An 18,500-nucleotide genomic window follows, 5' to 3' on the forward strand; every position below is an offset into this window, starting at 1 on the left:
CCCGCCGGTATCCACCCTGTCGCCCACCCACAGCTGCAGCTGCTGGCTGGAGGCTAAGAAGGAGGTTTTGAAATGAGCGAGCCCATTTTGCAGGTGGAACATCTAAAAACCTATTTTGCCACCGGCGGCCGCTTCGGCAAACACCCGGTGGTCAAGGCGGTCAACGACGTCTCCTTCTCCATCGGCCACCACGAAACTTTGGGCCTGGTGGGGGAATCCGGTTGCGGCAAATCCACCCTGGGCCGGACCATCGTTAAGATCAACCAGCCCACCGGCGGCAAGATCTACTTTGAAGGCAAGGACATCACCTCATTGAAGGGCAAGGAGTTGAAGGACTTCCGCCGGGATGTGCAGATGATCTTCCAGGACCCCTACGCCTCCCTGAACTCCCGCATGACGGTGGGGGAGATCATTCGGGAACCCATGGAGATCCACGGCCTTTACGGCTCCACCAAGGAGAGGGATGAAAAGGTCTGCCAGTTGCTCGAAACGGTGGGCCTCAAGCCGGACCACATCCGGCGGTACCCCCATGAATTCTCCGGCGGCCAACGCCAGCGGATCTGCATCTCCCGCGCCTTGGCCTTGAATCCGAAATTCATCATCTGCGACGAGCCCATCTCGGCTTTGGACGTCTCCATCCAGGCCCAGATCATCAACCTGCTGCAAAAAATCCAGGAGGATACCGGGATCTCCTACCTGTTTATCGCCCACGACCTGGGGGCGGTGAAACACATTTCCCACCGCATCGGGGTTATGTACCTGGGCAGCCTGGTGGAGCTGGGGGACAGCGACGAGCTGTACCACAACCCCAAACACCCCTACACCCAGGCATTGCTTCAATCCATCCCCATTCCCGATCCCAAGGTGGAGCGGGCCAAGAAGCCGGTGGAGATCTCCGGCGAACTGCCCAGCCCCCTCAACCTGCCCAGCGGTTGCGCCTTCCGCACCCGCTGCCCTCATGCCTGCGAACGCTGCGCCAAAGAGACGCCCCAGCTGCGGGATGTGGACGGCCGCCAGGTTGCCTGCTTCCTCTACAAATAAGGATAGAAAAATTCCCTGCCAGCGGGCAGGGAATTTTTTTACATGTCGATTCCTACCTGAAAGAAAAATGGGGTGGATATGCAAATAATACAGGCATATACTAATATTTATTCATAAAACCCTTGACAATCCAAAAAATCAGGCTTATTATTGTATTATTATTTGAGATTACTGTATATTCTTTGGAGGTGTATTATGAAAAAGAAATGGATAGCCCTGCTGTTGGCAGGTGTCTTGGCCCTTACGCCGGTTCTCAGCGGCTGTTCCTCCGGAGATGGAGAAAGCAGTTCCAGCGCTTCTGGAGAGGCTCCGGCTCAGGAATTGACGGTGGCTGTCGCTTCCCAGATTTTTACCCTGGACCCCGCCCTCAACTCCACTACCCACCTGAACCATCCTATTTTTGCCGCCAACCCAACCCTCTTTTATAAAAATGAAAAGGGCGAGTTGGTCAACGACCTGTGCAAGGAGTATACCATCAGTGACGATGGCCTGACCTATACCTTTACCCTTATTGACGGGGTGAAGTGGAGCGATGGACAGCCGTTGACCGCCAACGATTTTGTCTACGGCATCAAGCGGGCCATCGGCTACGGCCCCGACAACACCTTTAACGCATCCAACCTGACCAACTTTGTCAAAGGTGCAGCCGCAGCCAACGAGTCCATGCTGGATGTAGCACAGATGGACAATGTAGGCGTCTATGCCCCCGATGACAAAACTTTGGTTATTGAGCTTTCTACTCCCTGCCCCTACTTCCTGTCCGTCACCGAGGCCGGTGTGTTTATGCCCCTTCGCCCCGACTTTGCCAAGGAGCATGAAAGCACCTGGTCCCTCCAGCCCGGTTACCCCACTGTGGGCGCTTTCCAGCTGGAATCGGTCAACGAGAACGAGCAGGCCACTTTTGTAAAAAACCCCAGCTATTACAAAGCCGATGAGGTCAAGCTGGAAAAGCTCCAGTTCCTGGTGATGACCGATGAGAACGCCCAGCTGGCGGCCTTTAAATCCGGTCAGATCGGCATAGCGTTGGGTGTCCCCTCGGATACTGCCACCAACAGTGCTTTCCAGGATAATTTCCTGAAGCTGGAATACTACACCTGCCCCTACTTTGTGGCCATTAACAGCGGCGAAAAAGGCCCTGAGGCTTTGAAAGATGCCCGTGTACGCAAGGCTCTGGCCCTGGCCACCAACCGGGATGCCATGGTTACCGTCCTCAACGGCGGTGATTTCATCACCCCCTTGAACGGCTATGTACCCTATGGATTCCCCGGCTTGAACGGTGACTTCCGCACAGAGAAAAACGATTATCTGGCATACAACCCAGAGGAATCCAAACGCCTGCTGGAAGAAGCTGGGTACAATGAAAGCAATCCCCTCCAGCTGACCTACCTGTACTCCAGCAGCCAGCTTCACGGCGATGTAGCCCAGATGCTGCAGCAGCAGTGGGCAGCAGTGGGTGTGGACCTGAAGCTTCAGGCAGTGGAAATGGGCGTCTTTTACGACTATGTAGACTACGGTGATTTTGAGCTGTCCCGGTATGGCTTTTCTAACTCCAGTGACCCTCTGGCCTACTTTAAGATCTGGAAGAGCAGTGAACAGGCAGTAGCCGCAGTGGACGATCCCAAATTGGATGAGATGATCGACGATGCTTATAACACAGTAGACCACACCGAGTACCTGAACAAGCTCCACGACATTGAGACCTACATGCTGGAGGAGCAGTGTTACCTGATTCCCCTGTTTGTCCAGGAGCCGGTCAAACTGGTGCAGACAAACGTCAAAGGCGTCTGGGCCAACCCTGGCGGACGGCTGACCTTCACTGGTGCGGAGATCACAGCATAACTGAAAAATCGCCAATCCCCTGCCCCCCTGGGCAGGGGATTTTTGCGCCTGGCGGCTGTGCGGCTTCCCTGACAAAAGGACAGCTTGCCAGGAAATCTTTGGGCGGATTTTCATTGCCTTACCGGACAAACCACAGTATAATAAAAGGAGCAGAACCATAAGCCTGTAGCAGGGGGTCCCTTGCTTAACACGGCGGTGACACAGATTATTTGGGCAGCGCGCTGCCTGAAAGGAGCTTTCCTATGAATTATTCCCATGAAGTTGAACGGATGTGCCCCATCGCCAAAGGGGCCAACCACGGTCCGGCTCCCATCCCGGAGGAGGGCCGCTGGGTAAAAGCCTATCAAATCAGCGATATCTCCGGCTTATCCCACGGCATCGGCTGGTGTGCACCCCAGCAGGGCGCCTGCAAGCTGACCCTCAACGTCAAGGACGGCATCATTGAGGAGGCACTGGTGGAAACCCTGGGCTGTTCCGGCATGACCCATTCCGCCGCCATGGCAGGGGAGATCCTCCCCGGCAAGACCCTTTTGGAGGCGCTGAACACCGACCTGGTGTGCGACGCCATCAATGTGGCCATGCGGGAAATTTTTAAACAACTGGTTTACGGCCGCAGCCAGACTGCCTTCTCGGAAGGGGGACTGCCCATCGGCGCCTCTTTGGAGGACCTGGGCAAGGGCCTGCGCAGCCAGGTGGGCACCGTGTTCTCCACCGGCTACAAAGGGGTTCGGTATCTGGAACTGGCCGAAGGGTATATCCTCTCGGTGGCGCTGGATGAGAACAACGAGGCCATCGGCTATAAATTTGTAAAAGTGGGCAAGATGCTGGAGGACATCCGCCGGGGAGTGGATGCCCAAACCGCATTTGAAAAGAATCTGGGCACCTACGGCCGGTATGAGAACGCCCCCAAATACATCGACCCCCGTGAGGAATAAAGGAGAGGAGGAAGCACTATGGCACAGTTTGAAGGCCAAGAAAGAAGAATGCCCCGCATTGAGGCTTGTTTGAAGGAATACGGCATCTCCTCCCTGGAGGAGGCACGGGAAATCTGCCTCCAAAAAGGGGTGGATGTGGAATCCATCGTCAAAGGGGTACAGCCCATCGCCTTTGAGAACGCGGTGTGGGCCTACACCCTGGGGGCGGCCATCGCTATAAAGAAGGGCGCCGCCGCCGCGGACAAAGCCGCCGAGGCCATCGGCATTGGATTGCAGGCATTCTGCATCCCCGGCTCGGTGGCAGAACAGCGCCAGGTGGGCCTGGGCCACGGCAACCTGGGGGCCATGCTCCTGCGGGATGAGACCAAATGCTTCTGCTTCCTGGCAGGGCACGAGTCCTTCGCCGCGGCGGAGGGGGCCATCGGCATCGCCCGCACTGCCAACAAAGCCCGCAAAGAACCCCTCCGTGTCATCCTCAACGGCCTGGGTAAAGATGCGGCTTACATCATCAGTCGGATCAACGGCTTCACCTATGTAGAGACCGATTACGACTTTGCAACCGGCGAGCTGAAGATAGTCCGGGAGAAAGCATTCTCCGATGGGGACCGGGCGGCGGTCCGCTGCTACGGCGCCAATGACGTTCTGGAAGGGGTTTCCATTATGAAGATGGAAAAGGTGGATGTATCAATCACCGGCAACTCCACCAACCCCACCCGGTTCCAGCACCTGGTGGCAGGTACTTATAAGAAATGGGCCCAGGAGAACGGGGTCAAATACTTCTCGGTGGCTTCGGGCGGCGGCACCGGCCGCACCCTCCACCCGGACAACGTGGCCGCCGGCCCTGCCTCCTATGGCTTGACCGACTCCATGGGCCGGATGCACAGCGATGCCCAGTTTGCCGGCTCCTCCTCCGTCCCCGCCCACGTGGAAATGATGGGCCTGATCGGCATGGGCAACAACCCCATGGTCGGCGCGACTGTCGCTTGTGCGGTGGCGGTGGCCGAGGGCCTGCGGTAGATTTAAAAACAATAGGAACAGGACAAGGCGCAGCCACCAAAAGTGGCTGCGCCTTGTTAGGCTTTATTCCCATTATGCCCCTTTTGCTGGGTTCTTCCATTTCCAACTGGATGGGATTGTGTTATAATAATCGCGATGCGATAATTGGAATAGACCAGCTTTGCCAGGGCCTGAGCTGCCCTGCCGTGGAAGCTGTGAAGTGGGTCCAATTGGACGCCTCCAAACCCGTATAACAGTAGCCGCAGGGAACCGGGGCGATCAAGACCAGTTGGCTGCGCGCACCGCCAAAGCCCCAGGGGGAAAGCGGGGCACCCCTTCCCCAGAGAACCCTCGAATTTGGGCGCCATTGGCCCGATGAGAAACGGAGATGAATGAATATGGCAATGATCGGCATTGACCTGGGCACCACCAACAGCTTAGCCGCCGTGTGGAAGGATGGAAAAAGCGTGCTTATCCCCAACGCCTTTGGGGATCTATTGACCCCCAGTGCGGTCAGTTTGGATGAGGACGGGACTATTTTAGTGGGCAAGGTGGCCAAGGAGCGGCTGATCTCCCACCCGGAATGCAGCGTCACCGCCTTTAAGAGGCTGATGGGTACCACGGCAAAGCTCCAGCTGGGGGAACAGGCCTTTTCCCCGGAGGAGCTCTCCTCCTTTGTGCTGCGCCGCCTGAAAGAGGATGCGGAAGCCTACCTGGGGGAGCCGGTCACCGAGGCGGTGATCAGCGTACCCGCCTATTTTAACGACAACCAGCGCAGCGCCACCAAATTGGCGGCCCAATTGGCGGGCCTGCACACCGAGCGGCTGGTCAACGAGCCCTCGGCGGCGGCTCTCGCCTGCCGGTTTCAGGACACTGGCAAGGACCAGAGTTTTTTGGTGTTTGACTTTGGCGGCGGCACCCTGGATGTCTCGGTGGTGGACTGTTTTGACACGGTGATTGAGATCGCCGCCGTGGCCGGGGACAACCGGCTGGGGGGCAATGATTTTGACGAGGCCATCGCCCGGCACTTCTGCAAGATCAACGGCCAGGAGTTGGCGCAGCTCTCCCCCACCGAGCAGGCGATCCTCCTCAAACAGGCCCAGCTCTGCAAGGAGATCCTCACCCACCGGGGCCAGGCGGCTATGATGCAGGACTCCCCTAAATTCCCCAATCCCCTGCTTTTAAACAACAAGCTGCTGCTGGAGATTTCCGCCCCGTTTTTCCAGAGGATGGAGCGGGTCATCGCCCGCGCCCTCACCGATGGGGGGCACACCGTCGGGGAGATCGACAAGGTCCTCCTGGTGGGGGGCTCCTGCCATATGCCGGTGGTGCAGAGTTATATCGCCCACCTGCTGGGCCGGGAGATCGCCCGGCTGGGCTCGCCGGATACGGTGGTCGCCCAAGGGGTGGGGGCCTATGCCGGTATCAAGGCCCGGGGAGAGGAACTCAAGGACATTATGATGACCGATGTCTGCCCCTTTACCCTTGGGGTGGAGGTCTATTCCCATGAGAAGGAGAAGCTTTCCCACATCGCGCCCATGATCGAGCGCAACAGCGTGCTGCCAGTCAGCGTGGAGCACCCCTTCTACACCCTTTCCGACAACCAAAAACGGATTACCATCTCGGTGTACCAAGGGGAAGCCTACTTTGCCCGGGAAAACCTGAAGTTGGGGGAACTGGAAGTGGAAGTCCCCCCTAAGCCCAAGGGGGAAGAACAGGTATTGGTGCGGTTTACATATGATATCAACGGCATTTTGGAGGTGGAGGTTCAAAGCCCGTCCACCAAGGAGAAAAAGCGGCAGGTGATTGTAGGCCAGCGTCTCCATCTTTCCCAAGAGGAGATCGACGCCCGGCTGAAGGAGCTGCAGCGGCTGAAGATCCACCCCGCCGACCAGGAGGAAAACCGGTTGGTTCTGGCCCGGGGGGAGCGGATTTACACCGAGTCTTTAGGCCCGGTGCGGGAGCAGACCGGCCGGTGCCTAGCTTACCTGCGGGAGGCGATGGACAGCCAATCCCCTACCCGGATCCGCCGGGCACGGGAGGAATCCACCCGTTTTTTCGATGCGGTGGAACAGCAGTTTTTAGACGGGGGCCTTCCCTTTGATTTTGACCCCGAGGACGATGAGGAGGATGACGGATGGACCAATGGGCCGTTTTAGGAATTGACCCCACCCGGGACCAGCAGAAGATCCGCCGGGCCTATGCCCAGCGCTCCCGGGAATGCCACCCAGAGGAACACCCCCAGGAGTTTCAGGAGCTGTATGCCGCCTACCAGTGGGCGATGGACCGGGCCAAGCGAATGCCGGCATCCACCGGGGAAAAGCCCCGAGGGCTGCACAACAAGTTCCAGGTGCCAGTGTATAAAGAGGAGTATACCCCGCCCACCAAGAGGCCGTTGCCCCCTCTGCCTCCCTTTGGCAGGCAGGCGCGGCAGGCTGTTCTTTCCCCTGCTAAGAAAAAGGAAGGGGATTTGGAATTTGAGGCGGTGTTCGCCCGGGCGGATGAACTGCGCCAGCAGGAGGCCCAGCGGTATCGGGAAACCGGCCCGGCCCGGGCTTTCCTCACCTGGTATGGCGCCGAATCCAAGGAAAGGACCAAGACGTGGTGGGAGGAATACTTCCTCACCAAGGAATTTTTGGACGCCCAGATGGACCCGTTGTTCCTCTCTTTCCTGGAGGACTTTTTGGAGGAGCGGGAGCGTTCCCCCCAGCCGCCGACCACCGATCTGTACCGGGAATTGTACATCGCCTACGGCTTTGGGGAGTACGCCCAGACCGGTATGCCCCCGCGGGAACTGCAGCGCCTTTATGAACTGACGACCCGTCGGGATCCCGCCGGCCTATTTGGGGTGCGCAGACGGGAATATGTCCCCCGGGTGGAATGCTTTTTGATCTACCACCGGCTGCTGCGCCAGGCCCGGCAGGAAGGGTTCTCCCCCATCGGCTGGGAAAAAGCCCTCCAAGGGGCCAACAGCGCCTACACCGGTTCCCGCCGCCATCCCAGTGTCTACCGGCTGCTCACCTATTTTGTGGACACCCACCCCGGCCTGCCGGCGGAGGTGTGGCCGGTGTTTTACCGGAAGTTCGAGCTTTCAGGGTTTGAGCGTTCCAGCACCAAGCAGAAGGTCAAACCTTTGTATGAAGCTTTGAAGCGCCGCCTAGACGAAACCGCCAAGCGGAAGGACCAGGCCCGGCAGGAGGCTATGCGCCGTATAAAATTCGCTTTCCGGGCCCTGTGCGGCCAAAAGGAAGAGGCCGCAGCCCAGGATGTGGAGGCATTTTTCGCATCCAAAGACTTCCAAACCCTCCAGTGGGATGAGGAGTTCTTGGAGTTTTTGACGGTGGAAGCGTCCATCGGCGAGATGGGCTCCCCCATGGCCCAAGGCGCTTATAGGGCTTACCAAGGGGCGAAAATCCCCAAGTCCGCCATCCTGCTAGGTCGGCTGGAGAGCATTTTGAACCACTAACCCCCGTTTTGGGAGAGGAGGCAGGTGGATGATCTGTTTTTTTAATCGCAGAAGCGTGTTCACCGGCTACCCCTTTGAACGGGTGGCCGGGGTGGAAGCCCGGTTAAAAGAGGCGGGTATCCCTTTTAAAACTGTCTACTACAGCGGTGGGGGCGGCCGGCCGGCTATGATAGCTAGGGGCCGGACGGTGAACGCCCACTTTGAAGTGTTTGTCCACCAAAAGGACTTTGAACGGGCCAAAGAAGCCCTCCCCTTTTTGGTTTAATTCAGGGAGATCCCCATGGATAGCGCCACACAAAAATGGATACGAAAAAGGGAATGCCCCACGGGGCATTCCCTTTTTCGTATGGCAGGATCAATCGTAGAAGAGCTCGCCGTCCACAATCCGCACCACCTGCCGGGCCTGTTTGGCCACGTTTAGGTCGTGGGTGATCATCAGGATGGTGTTGCCCATGTCGTTGAGCCGCTGGAACAGTGCCAACACCTCCCGCCCGGTGGAGGAATCCAGGGCGCCGGTGGGTTCGTCGGCCAAGAGGAGGCTAGGTTTGCCCACCAGCGCCCGGGCGATGGCAACCCGCTGCTGCTGCCCGCCGGAGAGCTCCCGGGGTTTGTGGGAGAGCCTCTCGGTCAGGCCCAGCATCTCGATGGTGGGCAGGCAGACTTCTTCCGCCTGCCTGCTGCTCATCCCCCGCACCAGGAGGGGCATCATCACGTTTTGCAGCACTGTGTACTGGGGGATCAGCTGGTATTTCTGGAAGATAAATCCAATCTTTTGGTTGCGGATGTGGGTCAATTCATCGTCGGAGCAGTCCCCCACCGAGGTGCCGTCCAGGAGATAGGTTCCGCTGTCAAAGTGGTCCATACAGCCCACAATGTTCATCAGGGTGGATTTGCCCGAGCCAGAGGGCCCTAAGATGGCCAGGAATTCCCCCTCCTCCACCGTCAGGGAAATCCCCTTAAGGACGGTGAGGGCGTTTTCCCCCATGCGGTAACTTTTAACGATGTTGTCCAGGTGGATGATCTCTTTCATGGGCGCCTCCTAGGATAGGATGGTGACCGATGCGATGTATTCCGTCCCATCGCTGCCGGTCTCATAAGTGATGGTGACCACGTTTTTGTAGACGATCTGGGAGAAATCCAGGGTGGTGGTGCTGCCCGCCATAGTCACCGGAGTGCCCACTGGGATGGAGATGGTTTCCACCTCCCCAGTCAGCTGGATGGCTGGGGAGACAGCCCCGCCGGAACCCGCCATGCCGCCCATGGCGCCGGGGAAGCCGCTGGGCATTTCCCCACCCATCCCGCCACCTATCTCCATCTCCCCGCCGGAGGGCCGGCCGCCCGGGGTATCCCCCTGCCGGGAGGAATGATCTCCGCCTCGGGAAGGTACTCCATCGTCCCCTTCCTCTTCTTCGCCGGAAGGGCTTCCCTGCCCGCTTCCCAAGGTGCCGATGGCCAATTCCAGCTCGTTGCCAGACACCGACTTTACCTTCCCGGTGACAGTGCGGCTGGCCGCCGTATCACCGGAGGACGAGGAGGAAGGTGCGCTGGTGTCCCCGCACCCGCAGAGGAGGAGGCAGAAAGCCAGGGCCAAGGCCCAAAAACGCTGTTTCATCTTGCACTGCCTCCTTTTATTCTTCGCTGAGGGCCTCAATGGGGATGAGGGAGGCCGCTTGTTTTGCCGGGTAGAAACCGAAGACTGTCCCAGTGACCATGGCAAACACCAAGGCCAGCAGGATGCCCAGGACGCTGCTTTCCACCCGGATACCGAACTTTTCCAGCACCGGCATCAGCAACAAGCTGACGATGACGCCGATTACCCCGCCGAAGACGCTGATCATGTTGGCCTCGGCCAAAAACTCCAGCAGGATGTCCTTGCGGGAACAGCCCAGGGCCTTTAGGATGCCGATTTCCCGGGTGCGCTCCTTGACAGTGACAAACAGCACGTTCATAATGCCGATGCCCCCCACCACAAAAACGATGCTGGCCATGGATACCAGCAGCAGGGTCATCGTCTTGGTGGAGGCGATGGCCGCCTCCATCTTGCTGCCTGCGTCGCTGATGGTGAAACTGGCTCCGGGGTAGCTCTGGTTGAGGACAGTGCCCACGTTGGCCACAATTTCCTCCACGTCATTTACATCCTCCGCAACCACGGTGATGGTGGGGCGGACACCCCGCCCCAGCACGTATTTGAGGCCGGTGGAGTAAGGGATGAATACCGCGCTGTCTGGGCTGACGCCGGAGGCCATGGAGCCCATCTCCTGGAGGACGCCGGCCACAGTGTAGTTGCGGTCGTCGATGACTATGGTGTTGTCAAAAGCCTCCATAGGGGAGCCGAAAATCTCCACCGCCAGGTCGTAGCCGATGACTGCCACCTTAGAGACGTTTTCATCGTCTTCCTCGGTGATAAAGTCCCCGATGGCCAGGGAAAGGTTGCTCACATCGGCAAATTCTGGTTTGACGGCGGCCACGGTGGCGGTGGTGGATTCCTCCAGGTCGCCGCCCATCACCGTCGCGCTGCCGGTGGCGCTGATGGTGCCGGAGGCGATGCCGGGCACAAAGAGGAGGATGTCCTCCAAGTCCTCTTCGTCCAGCTCCACTGAGCGGATGTTGGTCTGCATGCCGAAGCCGCCTCCACCAGGCATGCCGCCTCCCCCGCCGAAGCCTCCTCCTCCGCGGTTGCCTCCTCCGCCCATCATCATGCCGCCGCCAAAGCCGCCGCGGCCGCCGGTGGACGAGGAGGAGTAGCTGATCTCCACAGCGCCAGCGGAGAGGTTTTTGAACTGATCTTCCACATCCTTTTGGCTTCCTTGGCCGATGGCGATGACCAGGACAATGGTGGCCGCTCCCACGATGATGCCCAGGGAGGTGAGCATGACCTTCCGCTTGTTTTCCAGGATGTTGATCCAAACCAGGTTAAAAATCTCTTTCAGGATCATTTGCTGCTCACCTTGCTTTCGATGAGCACAATATCCCCTTCGTTGACCCCGCTCTGGATTTCCACGTTGCTGCCGTCGGAGAATCCGGTGGTCACCTCGGTTTTCACCGCCTCGCCGTTTTCATCCTTGATCTTGACGTAGGATTTGCCGTCCTCCACCGTGACCGCCCGGTTGGAGACGTAGATGACATCCTCCACCTGCTTAGATACAAAGGTGACGGTGGCACTCATCCCGTTGAAGATGCTGCTGGTGTCCCCCTGCAATTGGACGGTGACAGCATAGCTGACGGTGGAGGTGCCGCCCATAGCGGGCGAAGTGGAAATGGAGTAGATAACGGCGTCGTAGTACGTGTCTTCAAAGGCGCTGAGGACCACCTGGGCAGGGTCGCCGATTTCCAGGCTGCCGATGTCCTCCTGATCCACCGAGACCGAGACGTAGACCACATCGGTGTTGCCGATGACCGCAATGGGGGAACTGGTGAGGGAGTCGGTGTTTTTGATCTTGTCCCCCACAGCATAATTCACCGACATGACGGTGCCGTCACTGGTGGCGGTGATAATGCCATCGGCCAGGTAAGAGGCCGCTTCGTCGATGTCGCTCTGGAGCTCCTCCACCTTGAACTGGGCGGTCTGCACCTTGGCCTCCAACTCGGCGATGGTGTTCTCATACAGGGCGTCGGCGGTGTCGCTCTTGATCAAGTTTTGGCGCATGGTCAGCTCCGCTTTCTTTTTGCCCTGCTCTGCATTGATTTCCGCCTGGTGGTATTTCAGGGTCAGGGTGTCGATCTGGGTGTCCAGGTCGTCGATCATATCCTCCAATTCATCGTCGGTCAGTTCTTTGTAGTTGTTGTATTTGTCCTCGTTGATCTCTTTGCCGTCCAGAATTTTCTGGTAATAGCTCCTCTTCTGCTTGGCGTCTAAGAGGTTCTGGCTGGCGGTTTCCAAATCCAGCTCCAGCTGGGCCACCTCTAGGTCGTATTCCTCCTGGGCGCTGGTGGCGTATCCCAGGTTGGTCTCCCGGTCCAGCTGGGCCTGCAAGGTTTCGGTAGTCAGGTTGTTTTGGGCCTTTTGCAGATCCAATTGGGCGGTGACCAGTTCGATCTCCTTCTGGTTCATCTCCTCCTGGAGGCTGCTCACCGAGATTTTGGCGATGGGGTCCCCTTTCTGCACCTTTTGGCCGGTGACTACATAAATCTCCTCAATGGTGGCGGTTTGGTCAAAGTTGACCTTTACCTCTTGGATGGAGGCGATGCCCGTTTCGCTGATGCCGGCGGTCAGTGTGCCCCGCTCCGCAGTGGTCTCCTTGTAAACGGTCTCGGTTTTGTTGCTGCCGGTGGAAAACGCAGTGAGCACCACTGTGCCGGCAAGCGCCAGGGCCACCGCAGCCAATACAATGGATTTTTGCCGGCCCGTGAAGTTTTTCCTCTCTTCCATGGATAATCCTCCTCTAATGCCCGGCAGGTACGGGCAATTCTCAAGTTTCTGGGGTTTGATCATGCTTGTAAGGATATTCCTGGAATGTGACTGCCCTCTGAACAAGGGGGAAGTTGTTTGTGAAAAAATCCGAAGGGCCTCCCTATATAGAAGGGGGCCCTTCGGGTGTTAGTTTTCCTGGTCGGTCAATACGATTTCACCGTGTTCCTTTTCAAAATCCCGGACAGATCGTTTCATAAACTGTTCGATCTCCTTATTGGCAGAACGACCTTCAGATTCTGCAATGTAGCGAAATTTTCTAAAAAGCTGTCGATTTACCCGCAGGGTATATCTCAATATTTCATCCACTATTCATGCACCTCTTTAATGTTTCTTATAAACTATTTTACCGTCATTATTGCGTCAAATCTAAAATGGTGGTAATATGGTGAATAAGTGGTGAAACAAAAGATTCTATCTGAACCTTGGTTTGTGGGCGCTCGCACCCCCCGGTTTTGCAGGGCGTTGCGCACCCCTGCACCCCGCGCAAGGCTTTTTGTGCGAAAAAGCCTTGACCAAAAGCGCATTTAAGGGGGGCCGAACTACTCGCGGCACAGTCGAAGTTCGGCCCCCCTTAAAAATCCCCCTCTGCCTAGGTGGGGGTATTTTGAAAAGTGGGCTTCTTGCAGCCCCGCGAGGGCATCCGCGTTAGCGGAAAGATTTCCCGCTCGAGGCGTGGAGAGCCTCTAAGGGAAATCTTCCGAGCGTACCCATTGTGGCGAAGTAGGGGGACCGGGGTCTCCCCGGCGAACTTTTCCCCCATTTTCTTTCGCTAGAAAATGGGGCCGGGTGCAGGGCGGAGCGCCTGCATAGCAGGGTGTGGGGGCGCGTGCCCCCACAAACCAATTTCAAGATGGAATCTTGATAAAGCCCTCCTGGCCGGGGGTGCGGGGGCTGGAAGCCCCAGGAAACCAGGGTTGCAGGGGTCGCCCTGCATACTCCCTGTGCCGGGGGTGCAAGAGGCCGGCACGAGGGCCCCTCGTACCTGCGGGGTGGCGCCCTGCAAAACCACTGCAAGATGGAATCAGAGAAAAGCGTTTGGGAGGAACACGAAATGGAGAACAATTTAAAAGAGAGATGGGAACAGATCAAGGAGTTGCTTTTGGAATTGCCAGAAGAGGCGCGATACTCACTTTGGTGGGTGCTTACCCATCCGGATGAGGTCAGGGAGATGTGCGAAATGGAGGAGATGTCGGAAGAAGAGATGAAAATGTTTGAAGAGGAGGCCATTGCCAAAAGGGATTACACCATGCTTGCTTTGCTCAGCGCCGCCAAATACTTTCAAAAGAAGAAGGAAGAGGAAAAGAAATAAAAAGGGACTCCCCCACAGCCCGGCGGCCATGAGGGAGTCCCTTTTTATAGAATGGCAAGAAACGAGTTGGAACGGTTAACGGGGGAAGCGGATGGCAGCCTGTGCCGCAGCAAGGCGGGCCACCGGTACCCGGAAGGGAGAGCAGGAGACGTAGTCCAGGCCCACTCTGTGGAAGAACTCCACCGAGCTGGGGTCGCCGCCGTGCTCGCCGCAGATACCCAGATGGATGTCGGGGCGGGTCTTGCGGCCCAGCTGGACGCCCATCTCCACCAGTTTGCCCACGCCTTTTTGGTCGATGCGGGCAAAGGGATCCTGCTCATACAGCTTTTTGTCGTAGTAGACGCCCAGGAAGCGGCCGGCGTCATCGCGGCTGAAGCCCATGCACATCTGGGTCAGGTCGTTGGTGCCGAAGCTGAAGAACTCAGCCTCCTGTGCAATCTCATCGGCGGTGAGGGCCGCTCTGGGAACCTCCACCATGGTGCCCACCAGGTAATCCACCTTGGAGCCCACTTCGTCGAACAATTTATTGGCAGTATCCACGATAATGGATTTCACATAGGCAAGCTCTTTGACCTCACCGGCCAGAGGAACCATGATCTCGGGGACGATCTTCCAGCCGGGGTGCTTCTTGGAGACGTTGATAGCCGCTTCCAGGATGGCGCGGGTCTGCATCTCGGCGATCTCAGGGTAGGAGACAGCCAGGCGGCAGCCGCGGTGGCCCATCATGGGGTTGAACTCGTGCAGGGAGGTGATGGTGTCTTTGACCTCCACCGCAGAGAGGCCCATCTCCCCGGCGATTTCCTCGATGTCGGATTCCTCTTTGGGGAGGAACTCGTGCAGCGGGGGATCCAGCAGGCGGATGGTGACCGGCAGGCCGTGCATCACTTCGAAGATGCCTTCAAAGTCACCGCGCTGCATGGGGAGAAGTTCCGCGAGGGCTTTTCTTCTCTGCTCCTCGGTCTTGGAGAGGATCATCTTGCGCATGGGGCGGATGCGGTCCGCGCCGAAGAACATGTGCTCGGTACGGGTCAAACCGATGCCCTCTGCGCCGAAGTCCAGAGCCTGCTGGGCGTCTTGGGGGGTGTCCGCATTGGTGTGGATGCCCAATTGGCGAATCTCATCCGCCCAGCCCATGAGTCGGCCGAAGTCGCCGCTGATGGTGGCGGGAACGGTCTTGATGGCCTCGCCATAGATGTTGCCGGTGGTGCCGTCCAGGGAGATGTAGTCCCCCTCGTGGATGGTCTTGCCGCCCAGCTGGAACAGCTTTTCATCCTCGTGGATGACAATGTCGCCGCAGCCGGCCACACAGCAGGTGCCCATGCCCCGAGCAACCACCGCCGCGTGGGAGGTCATGCCGCCCCGGGCAGTCAGAATACCCTGGGATACATGCATGCCTTCAATGTCCTCAGGGGAGGTCTCCAGGCGGACCAGAACCACAGGGTCCCCGGTCTCCTCGATCATCTTCACCGCGTCGGCAGCGGAGAAGGCCACACGGCCGCAGGCGGCGCCGGGAGAGGCGGGCAGAGCGGAGCCGATGGGTTTAGCCGCTTTCAGGGCGGCGGGGTCAAACTGGGGATGGAGCAGGGCGTCCAGGGATTTGGGGTTTACCATAAGGACGGCCTCTTCCTTGGTGATCATCCCTTCATCCACCAGGTCGCAGGCGATCTTCAGGGCGGCGGCGGCGGTGCGCTTGCCGTTCCGGGTCTGGAGCATATAAAGCTTGCCCCGCTCGATGGTGAACTCCATGTCCTGCATGTCGTGGTAGTGTTTTTCCAGTTTTTCCGCGATAGCGGCAAACTGTTCATACACCTCGGGCATGACGTCCCGCAGCTGGTCGATGGTCTGGGGGGTGCGGATGCCGGCGACCACGTCCTCGCCCTGGGCGTTCATCAGGAATTCGCCGTACAGTTTTTTCTCACCGGTGGCGGGGTTGCGGGTGAAAGCCACGCCGGTGCCGGAGGTGTCGCCCATATTGCCGTAAGCCATGGACTGGACATTGACTGCGGTGCCCCAAGAGGAGGGGATGTCGTTCATCCGGCGGTAGTAGATGGCGCGAGGGTTATCCCAGGAGCGGAAGACCGCTTTGATGGCGCCCATCAGCTGCTCTCTGGGGTCGGAGGGGAAGTCTTCCTTCATCATCTCTTTGTAAGCAGCTTTGAAGAGGGAGACCAGCTCTTTCATATCGGCGGCAGTCAGCTCGGTGTCGTGCTGGACGCCCCGTTTTTCCTTCATCTCGTCGATGATCCGCTCAAAGTGGGATTTGGGAAGCTCGCAGACCACGTCGGAATACATTTGGATAAACCGGCGGTAGGAATCGTAGGCGAACCGCTCGTTCTGGGTCAGGGCAGAGAGGCCCTCCACCACTTCATCGTTGAGGCCCAGGTTGAGGATGGTGTCCATCATGCCGGGCATGGAAGCGCGGGCGCCGGAGCGGACCGACACCATGAGGGGGTTTTCCTTGGAGCCAAAGGTTTTGCCGGTCATCTCCTCCAAGGTTTTGAGGTATGTAAAGATCTCCGCTTCAATTTCGGGGGCAATGGTCTTGCCATCCTCATAATAGCGGGTGCAGGCCTCGGTGGTAACGGTAAAGCCCTGGGGAACAGGCATGCCCAGGTTGGTCATCTCCGCCAAGTTGGCGCCTTTGCCGCCCAGCAGTTCCCGCATTTTGCCGTTGCCTTCGGAAAACAGGTAAACGTATTTTGCACTCATCACTAATCACCTTTTCACTTTCATGTTTTGTGTAAGCGTCTTGCGCTAAGGTTTCGTTCGATCCCTACTCCGTCCCCACCCACGTCGGAGGGCGGCCCCATCTTGCCAAAAGCAGGGTGGTGTTGTCCGTTTCCTTTGCTTCATATTATACCAAAGCCCCCCAAGAAATGCCATATCTTTTTTACAGAGGTTTTACACAGCAGTAGAAAAGCGAAAGACAAATTCGCCAATTTTCGTCCGCCTTTGCGGGAAATGAAAAGACGTAACCCGGATGGAAAATGACCTATAAAAGCTGTTAAAATGCAAATTTTTTATAAATGAAAGATGAATTTTGTTTTTTAAGTTAAAATATTTTTGGCAGTATTCTGTTTTTGGAGAGTGATCGATTTTGCGGTTTAGCGCATGAAATTTGTTTTTCACTGAAGGACACAAGAGGAGATTTAGTGGTAATATTGCACAAATTTTATATAGTTGTGATGTGATATTCACGAGTACTACATTTCGGCGTTTTAAATAATAAAATCCCATAGAAATTGAACTGTATTGATGAAAGCCATAAGAAAAACCAATACCCCCTATTGGTTTTTCACTTTTTTCTCGGGAAGGTGCCCTGCCGGCGGGAAATGTGTTACAATGGTCGCGAGGCGATCATTGGCGCGGGCCCTGTGGCGGAGCGCCCGTAGAAATGATCATTGGGGAAGGAACCTTCTCGGGGCCGGGCTCTCCCCGTCCTACAGATTTTCATGATACAATTGCAGGAACTCTCCCTGCGAGAGGGTCTGCCAGCGCAGCCTATCCCCTCTCCCACCGGTGTCCGTCCTTTGTACGGGAACCCGCTGGGAATTTTAACCGTGAAAGGAGCGTCTGCCATGGGACCCAAAACAGCCAATGGCCGCTTGACCCTATATTTTAGTTATGCCGACGGCGCAGGAAAAACCAGCGCCATGCTCCAGGCACTTCGGGAGGAGTGTCTCCGGGGTGTGGACGGTGTTGTGGGAATGGTAGACCCCAAATCCCCAGCTAAAACCCTGGCCTTGCTGGAGGGGCTGGAGCAGATCCCCCCAATACACCCAGGGGAGTTCGACCTGGATGCCGCCCTGCGCCGAAAGCCTCAGCTGCTGGCGCTGGACGATCTTGCCCACCCCAACCAGGGAAGCCGGCACCGCCGCCGGTACCAGGATGTGGAGGAACTGCTCAAGGCGGGGATTGACGTCTACACTACCGCCAATGTGGGTGAGATAGAAAGCCTTTCGGATCTTGTCCAGTCGGTCACCGGAAAGCCTGCGGAATACCGCCTCCCCGACCGGATGTTTGACCGGGCAGACCGGGTGGAGCTCATCGACCCGGAGCCCCAGACCTTGGCGGACCGCTTTCCCCCGTGGGGAGCGCCACCGGTTGCCCAACTGGACGCCTTGCGGCAGATGGCCTTGCGCCGCGCCGCCGACCGGCTCAGCCGCCGCTCCTCCGGCCGGGGGAAGGTTCCCTACGGTGGGGAACATATTTTGATCTGCCTCTCCGGCGCCCCCTCCAACGCCAAGGTGATCCGCACCGCGGCCCGGATGGCCGATGCCTTTCACAGTGAATTTACCGCTTTGTATGTGGAGTCTCCCACCGCCCAGGACATGGATGAAAAAAGCCTGGGCCAGCTTCGGGAGAACATCCGCTTGGCGGAGGATTCCGGGGCCCAGATCGCCACTGTTTATGGGGACGACCTAGCCCTCCAAATTTCAGAATACGCCAAGGCCGGCGGGGTCACCAAGGTGGTCATTGGCCGTTCTGGCGGCAGGCGGACCC

The 18,500-nt window shown here is 57.7% G+C and carries 15 protein-coding genes; 9 read left to right on the forward strand and 6 right to left on the reverse strand.

From position 1 onward, the window contains the following. Positions 1–72 precede the first annotated feature (72 nt). The 7 genes from BQ5353_RS06435 (at position 73) to BQ5353_RS06465 (ending at position 8,542) form a co-directional block, all read left to right on the forward strand. A complete protein-coding gene (locus BQ5353_RS06435; protein WP_054331896.1) occupies positions 73–1,041 on the forward strand; it encodes an ABC transporter ATP-binding protein in 969 nt (322 codons plus the stop codon). 195 nt (positions 1,042–1,236) lie between these two features. Continuing rightward, entirely contained in the window at positions 1,237–2,880 is a 1,644-nt protein-coding gene (locus tag BQ5353_RS06440) for a peptide ABC transporter substrate-binding protein (protein ID WP_071427513.1), read from the forward strand. Between the two features lie 242 nt (positions 2,881–3,122). Further along, entirely contained in the window at positions 3,123–3,815 is a 693-nt protein-coding gene (locus BQ5353_RS06445; RefSeq protein ID WP_071427514.1) for an iron-sulfur cluster assembly scaffold protein, read from the forward strand. An 18-nt stretch (positions 3,816–3,833) separates the two neighbouring features. After that, positions 3,834–4,832, forward strand: coding sequence for a GGGtGRT protein (locus BQ5353_RS06450; protein ID WP_071427515.1), 999 nt, complete (start codon positions 3,834–3,836; stop codon positions 4,830–4,832). Between the two features lie 377 nt (positions 4,833–5,209). Further along, complete coding sequence (locus BQ5353_RS06455) at positions 5,210–6,970, forward strand: molecular chaperone HscC (protein ID WP_071427516.1); 1,761 nt, start codon at positions 5,210–5,212, stop codon at positions 6,968–6,970. Continuing rightward, positions 6,949–8,277 (forward strand): DnaJ domain-containing protein, encoded by a 1,329-nt coding sequence (locus BQ5353_RS06460; protein ID WP_054331892.1) that lies wholly within the window; start codon positions 6,949–6,951, stop codon positions 8,275–8,277. Before BQ5353_RS06455 ends, BQ5353_RS06460 begins: the two co-directional genes overlap by 22 nt. Before the next feature lie 28 nt (positions 8,278–8,305). Further along, complete coding sequence (locus BQ5353_RS06465; protein ID WP_054331891.1) at positions 8,306–8,542, forward strand: hypothetical protein; 237 nt, start codon at positions 8,306–8,308, stop codon at positions 8,540–8,542. Positions 8,543–8,632: 90 nt separating this feature from the next. Here the strand turns inward: BQ5353_RS06465 and BQ5353_RS06470 are convergent, their stop codons facing one another. The 5 genes from BQ5353_RS06470 to BQ5353_RS12410 all read right to left on the reverse strand — a co-directional run bounded on the left by BQ5353_RS06470 (position 8,633) and on the right by BQ5353_RS12410 (position 12,994). After that, positions 8,633–9,307, reverse strand: a complete 675-nt coding sequence (locus BQ5353_RS06470) for an ABC transporter ATP-binding protein (protein WP_054331890.1) — start codon at positions 9,305–9,307, stop codon at positions 8,633–8,635. A gap of 9 nt (positions 9,308–9,316) precedes the next feature. Beyond that, positions 9,317–9,889 carry a hypothetical protein gene (locus BQ5353_RS06475; protein WP_071427517.1) on the reverse strand — a complete coding sequence of 191 codons (573 nt, stop codon included), beginning with the start codon at positions 9,887–9,889 and terminating at the stop codon, positions 9,317–9,319. Positions 9,890–9,905: 16 nt separating this feature from the next. After that, complete coding sequence (locus tag BQ5353_RS06480) at positions 9,906–11,213, reverse strand: ABC transporter permease (protein ID WP_071427518.1); 1,308 nt, start codon at positions 11,211–11,213, stop codon at positions 9,906–9,908. Continuing rightward, a complete protein-coding gene (locus tag BQ5353_RS06485; protein WP_071427519.1) occupies positions 11,210–12,646 on the reverse strand; it encodes an efflux RND transporter periplasmic adaptor subunit in 1,437 nt (478 codons plus the stop codon). The genes BQ5353_RS06480 and BQ5353_RS06485 overlap by 4 nt, the downstream gene beginning before the upstream one ends. 168 nt (positions 12,647–12,814) lie before the next feature. Further along, complete coding sequence (locus BQ5353_RS12410) at positions 12,815–12,994, reverse strand: TraY domain-containing protein (RefSeq protein ID WP_321164288.1); 180 nt, start codon at positions 12,992–12,994, stop codon at positions 12,815–12,817. Between the two features lie 745 nt (positions 12,995–13,739). Between BQ5353_RS12410 and BQ5353_RS06495 the strand changes: the two genes are divergently transcribed. Further along, on the forward strand, positions 13,740–13,997 hold the full coding sequence (locus tag BQ5353_RS06495; protein WP_071427520.1) for a hypothetical protein: 258 nt from the start codon (positions 13,740–13,742) through the stop codon (positions 13,995–13,997). Positions 13,998–14,072: 75 nt separating this feature from the next. Here the strand turns inward: BQ5353_RS06495 and ppdK are convergent, their stop codons facing one another. Then, positions 14,073–16,706 carry a pyruvate, phosphate dikinase gene (gene ppdK / locus BQ5353_RS06500; protein WP_071427521.1) on the reverse strand — a complete coding sequence of 878 codons (2,634 nt, stop codon included), beginning with the start codon at positions 16,704–16,706 and terminating at the stop codon, positions 14,073–14,075. A gap of 869 nt (positions 16,707–17,575) precedes the next feature. Between ppdK and BQ5353_RS06505 the strand changes: the two genes are divergently transcribed. After that, on the forward strand, positions 17,576–18,500 hold a 925-nt coding region (locus BQ5353_RS06505; RefSeq protein WP_407657160.1), incomplete at its 3' end, for a sensor protein KdpD.

Source organism: Merdimmobilis hominis (genome assembly GCF_900104615.1).
Taxonomy (GTDB): Bacteria; Bacillota; Clostridia; order Oscillospirales; family Ruminococcaceae; genus Merdimmobilis; species Merdimmobilis hominis.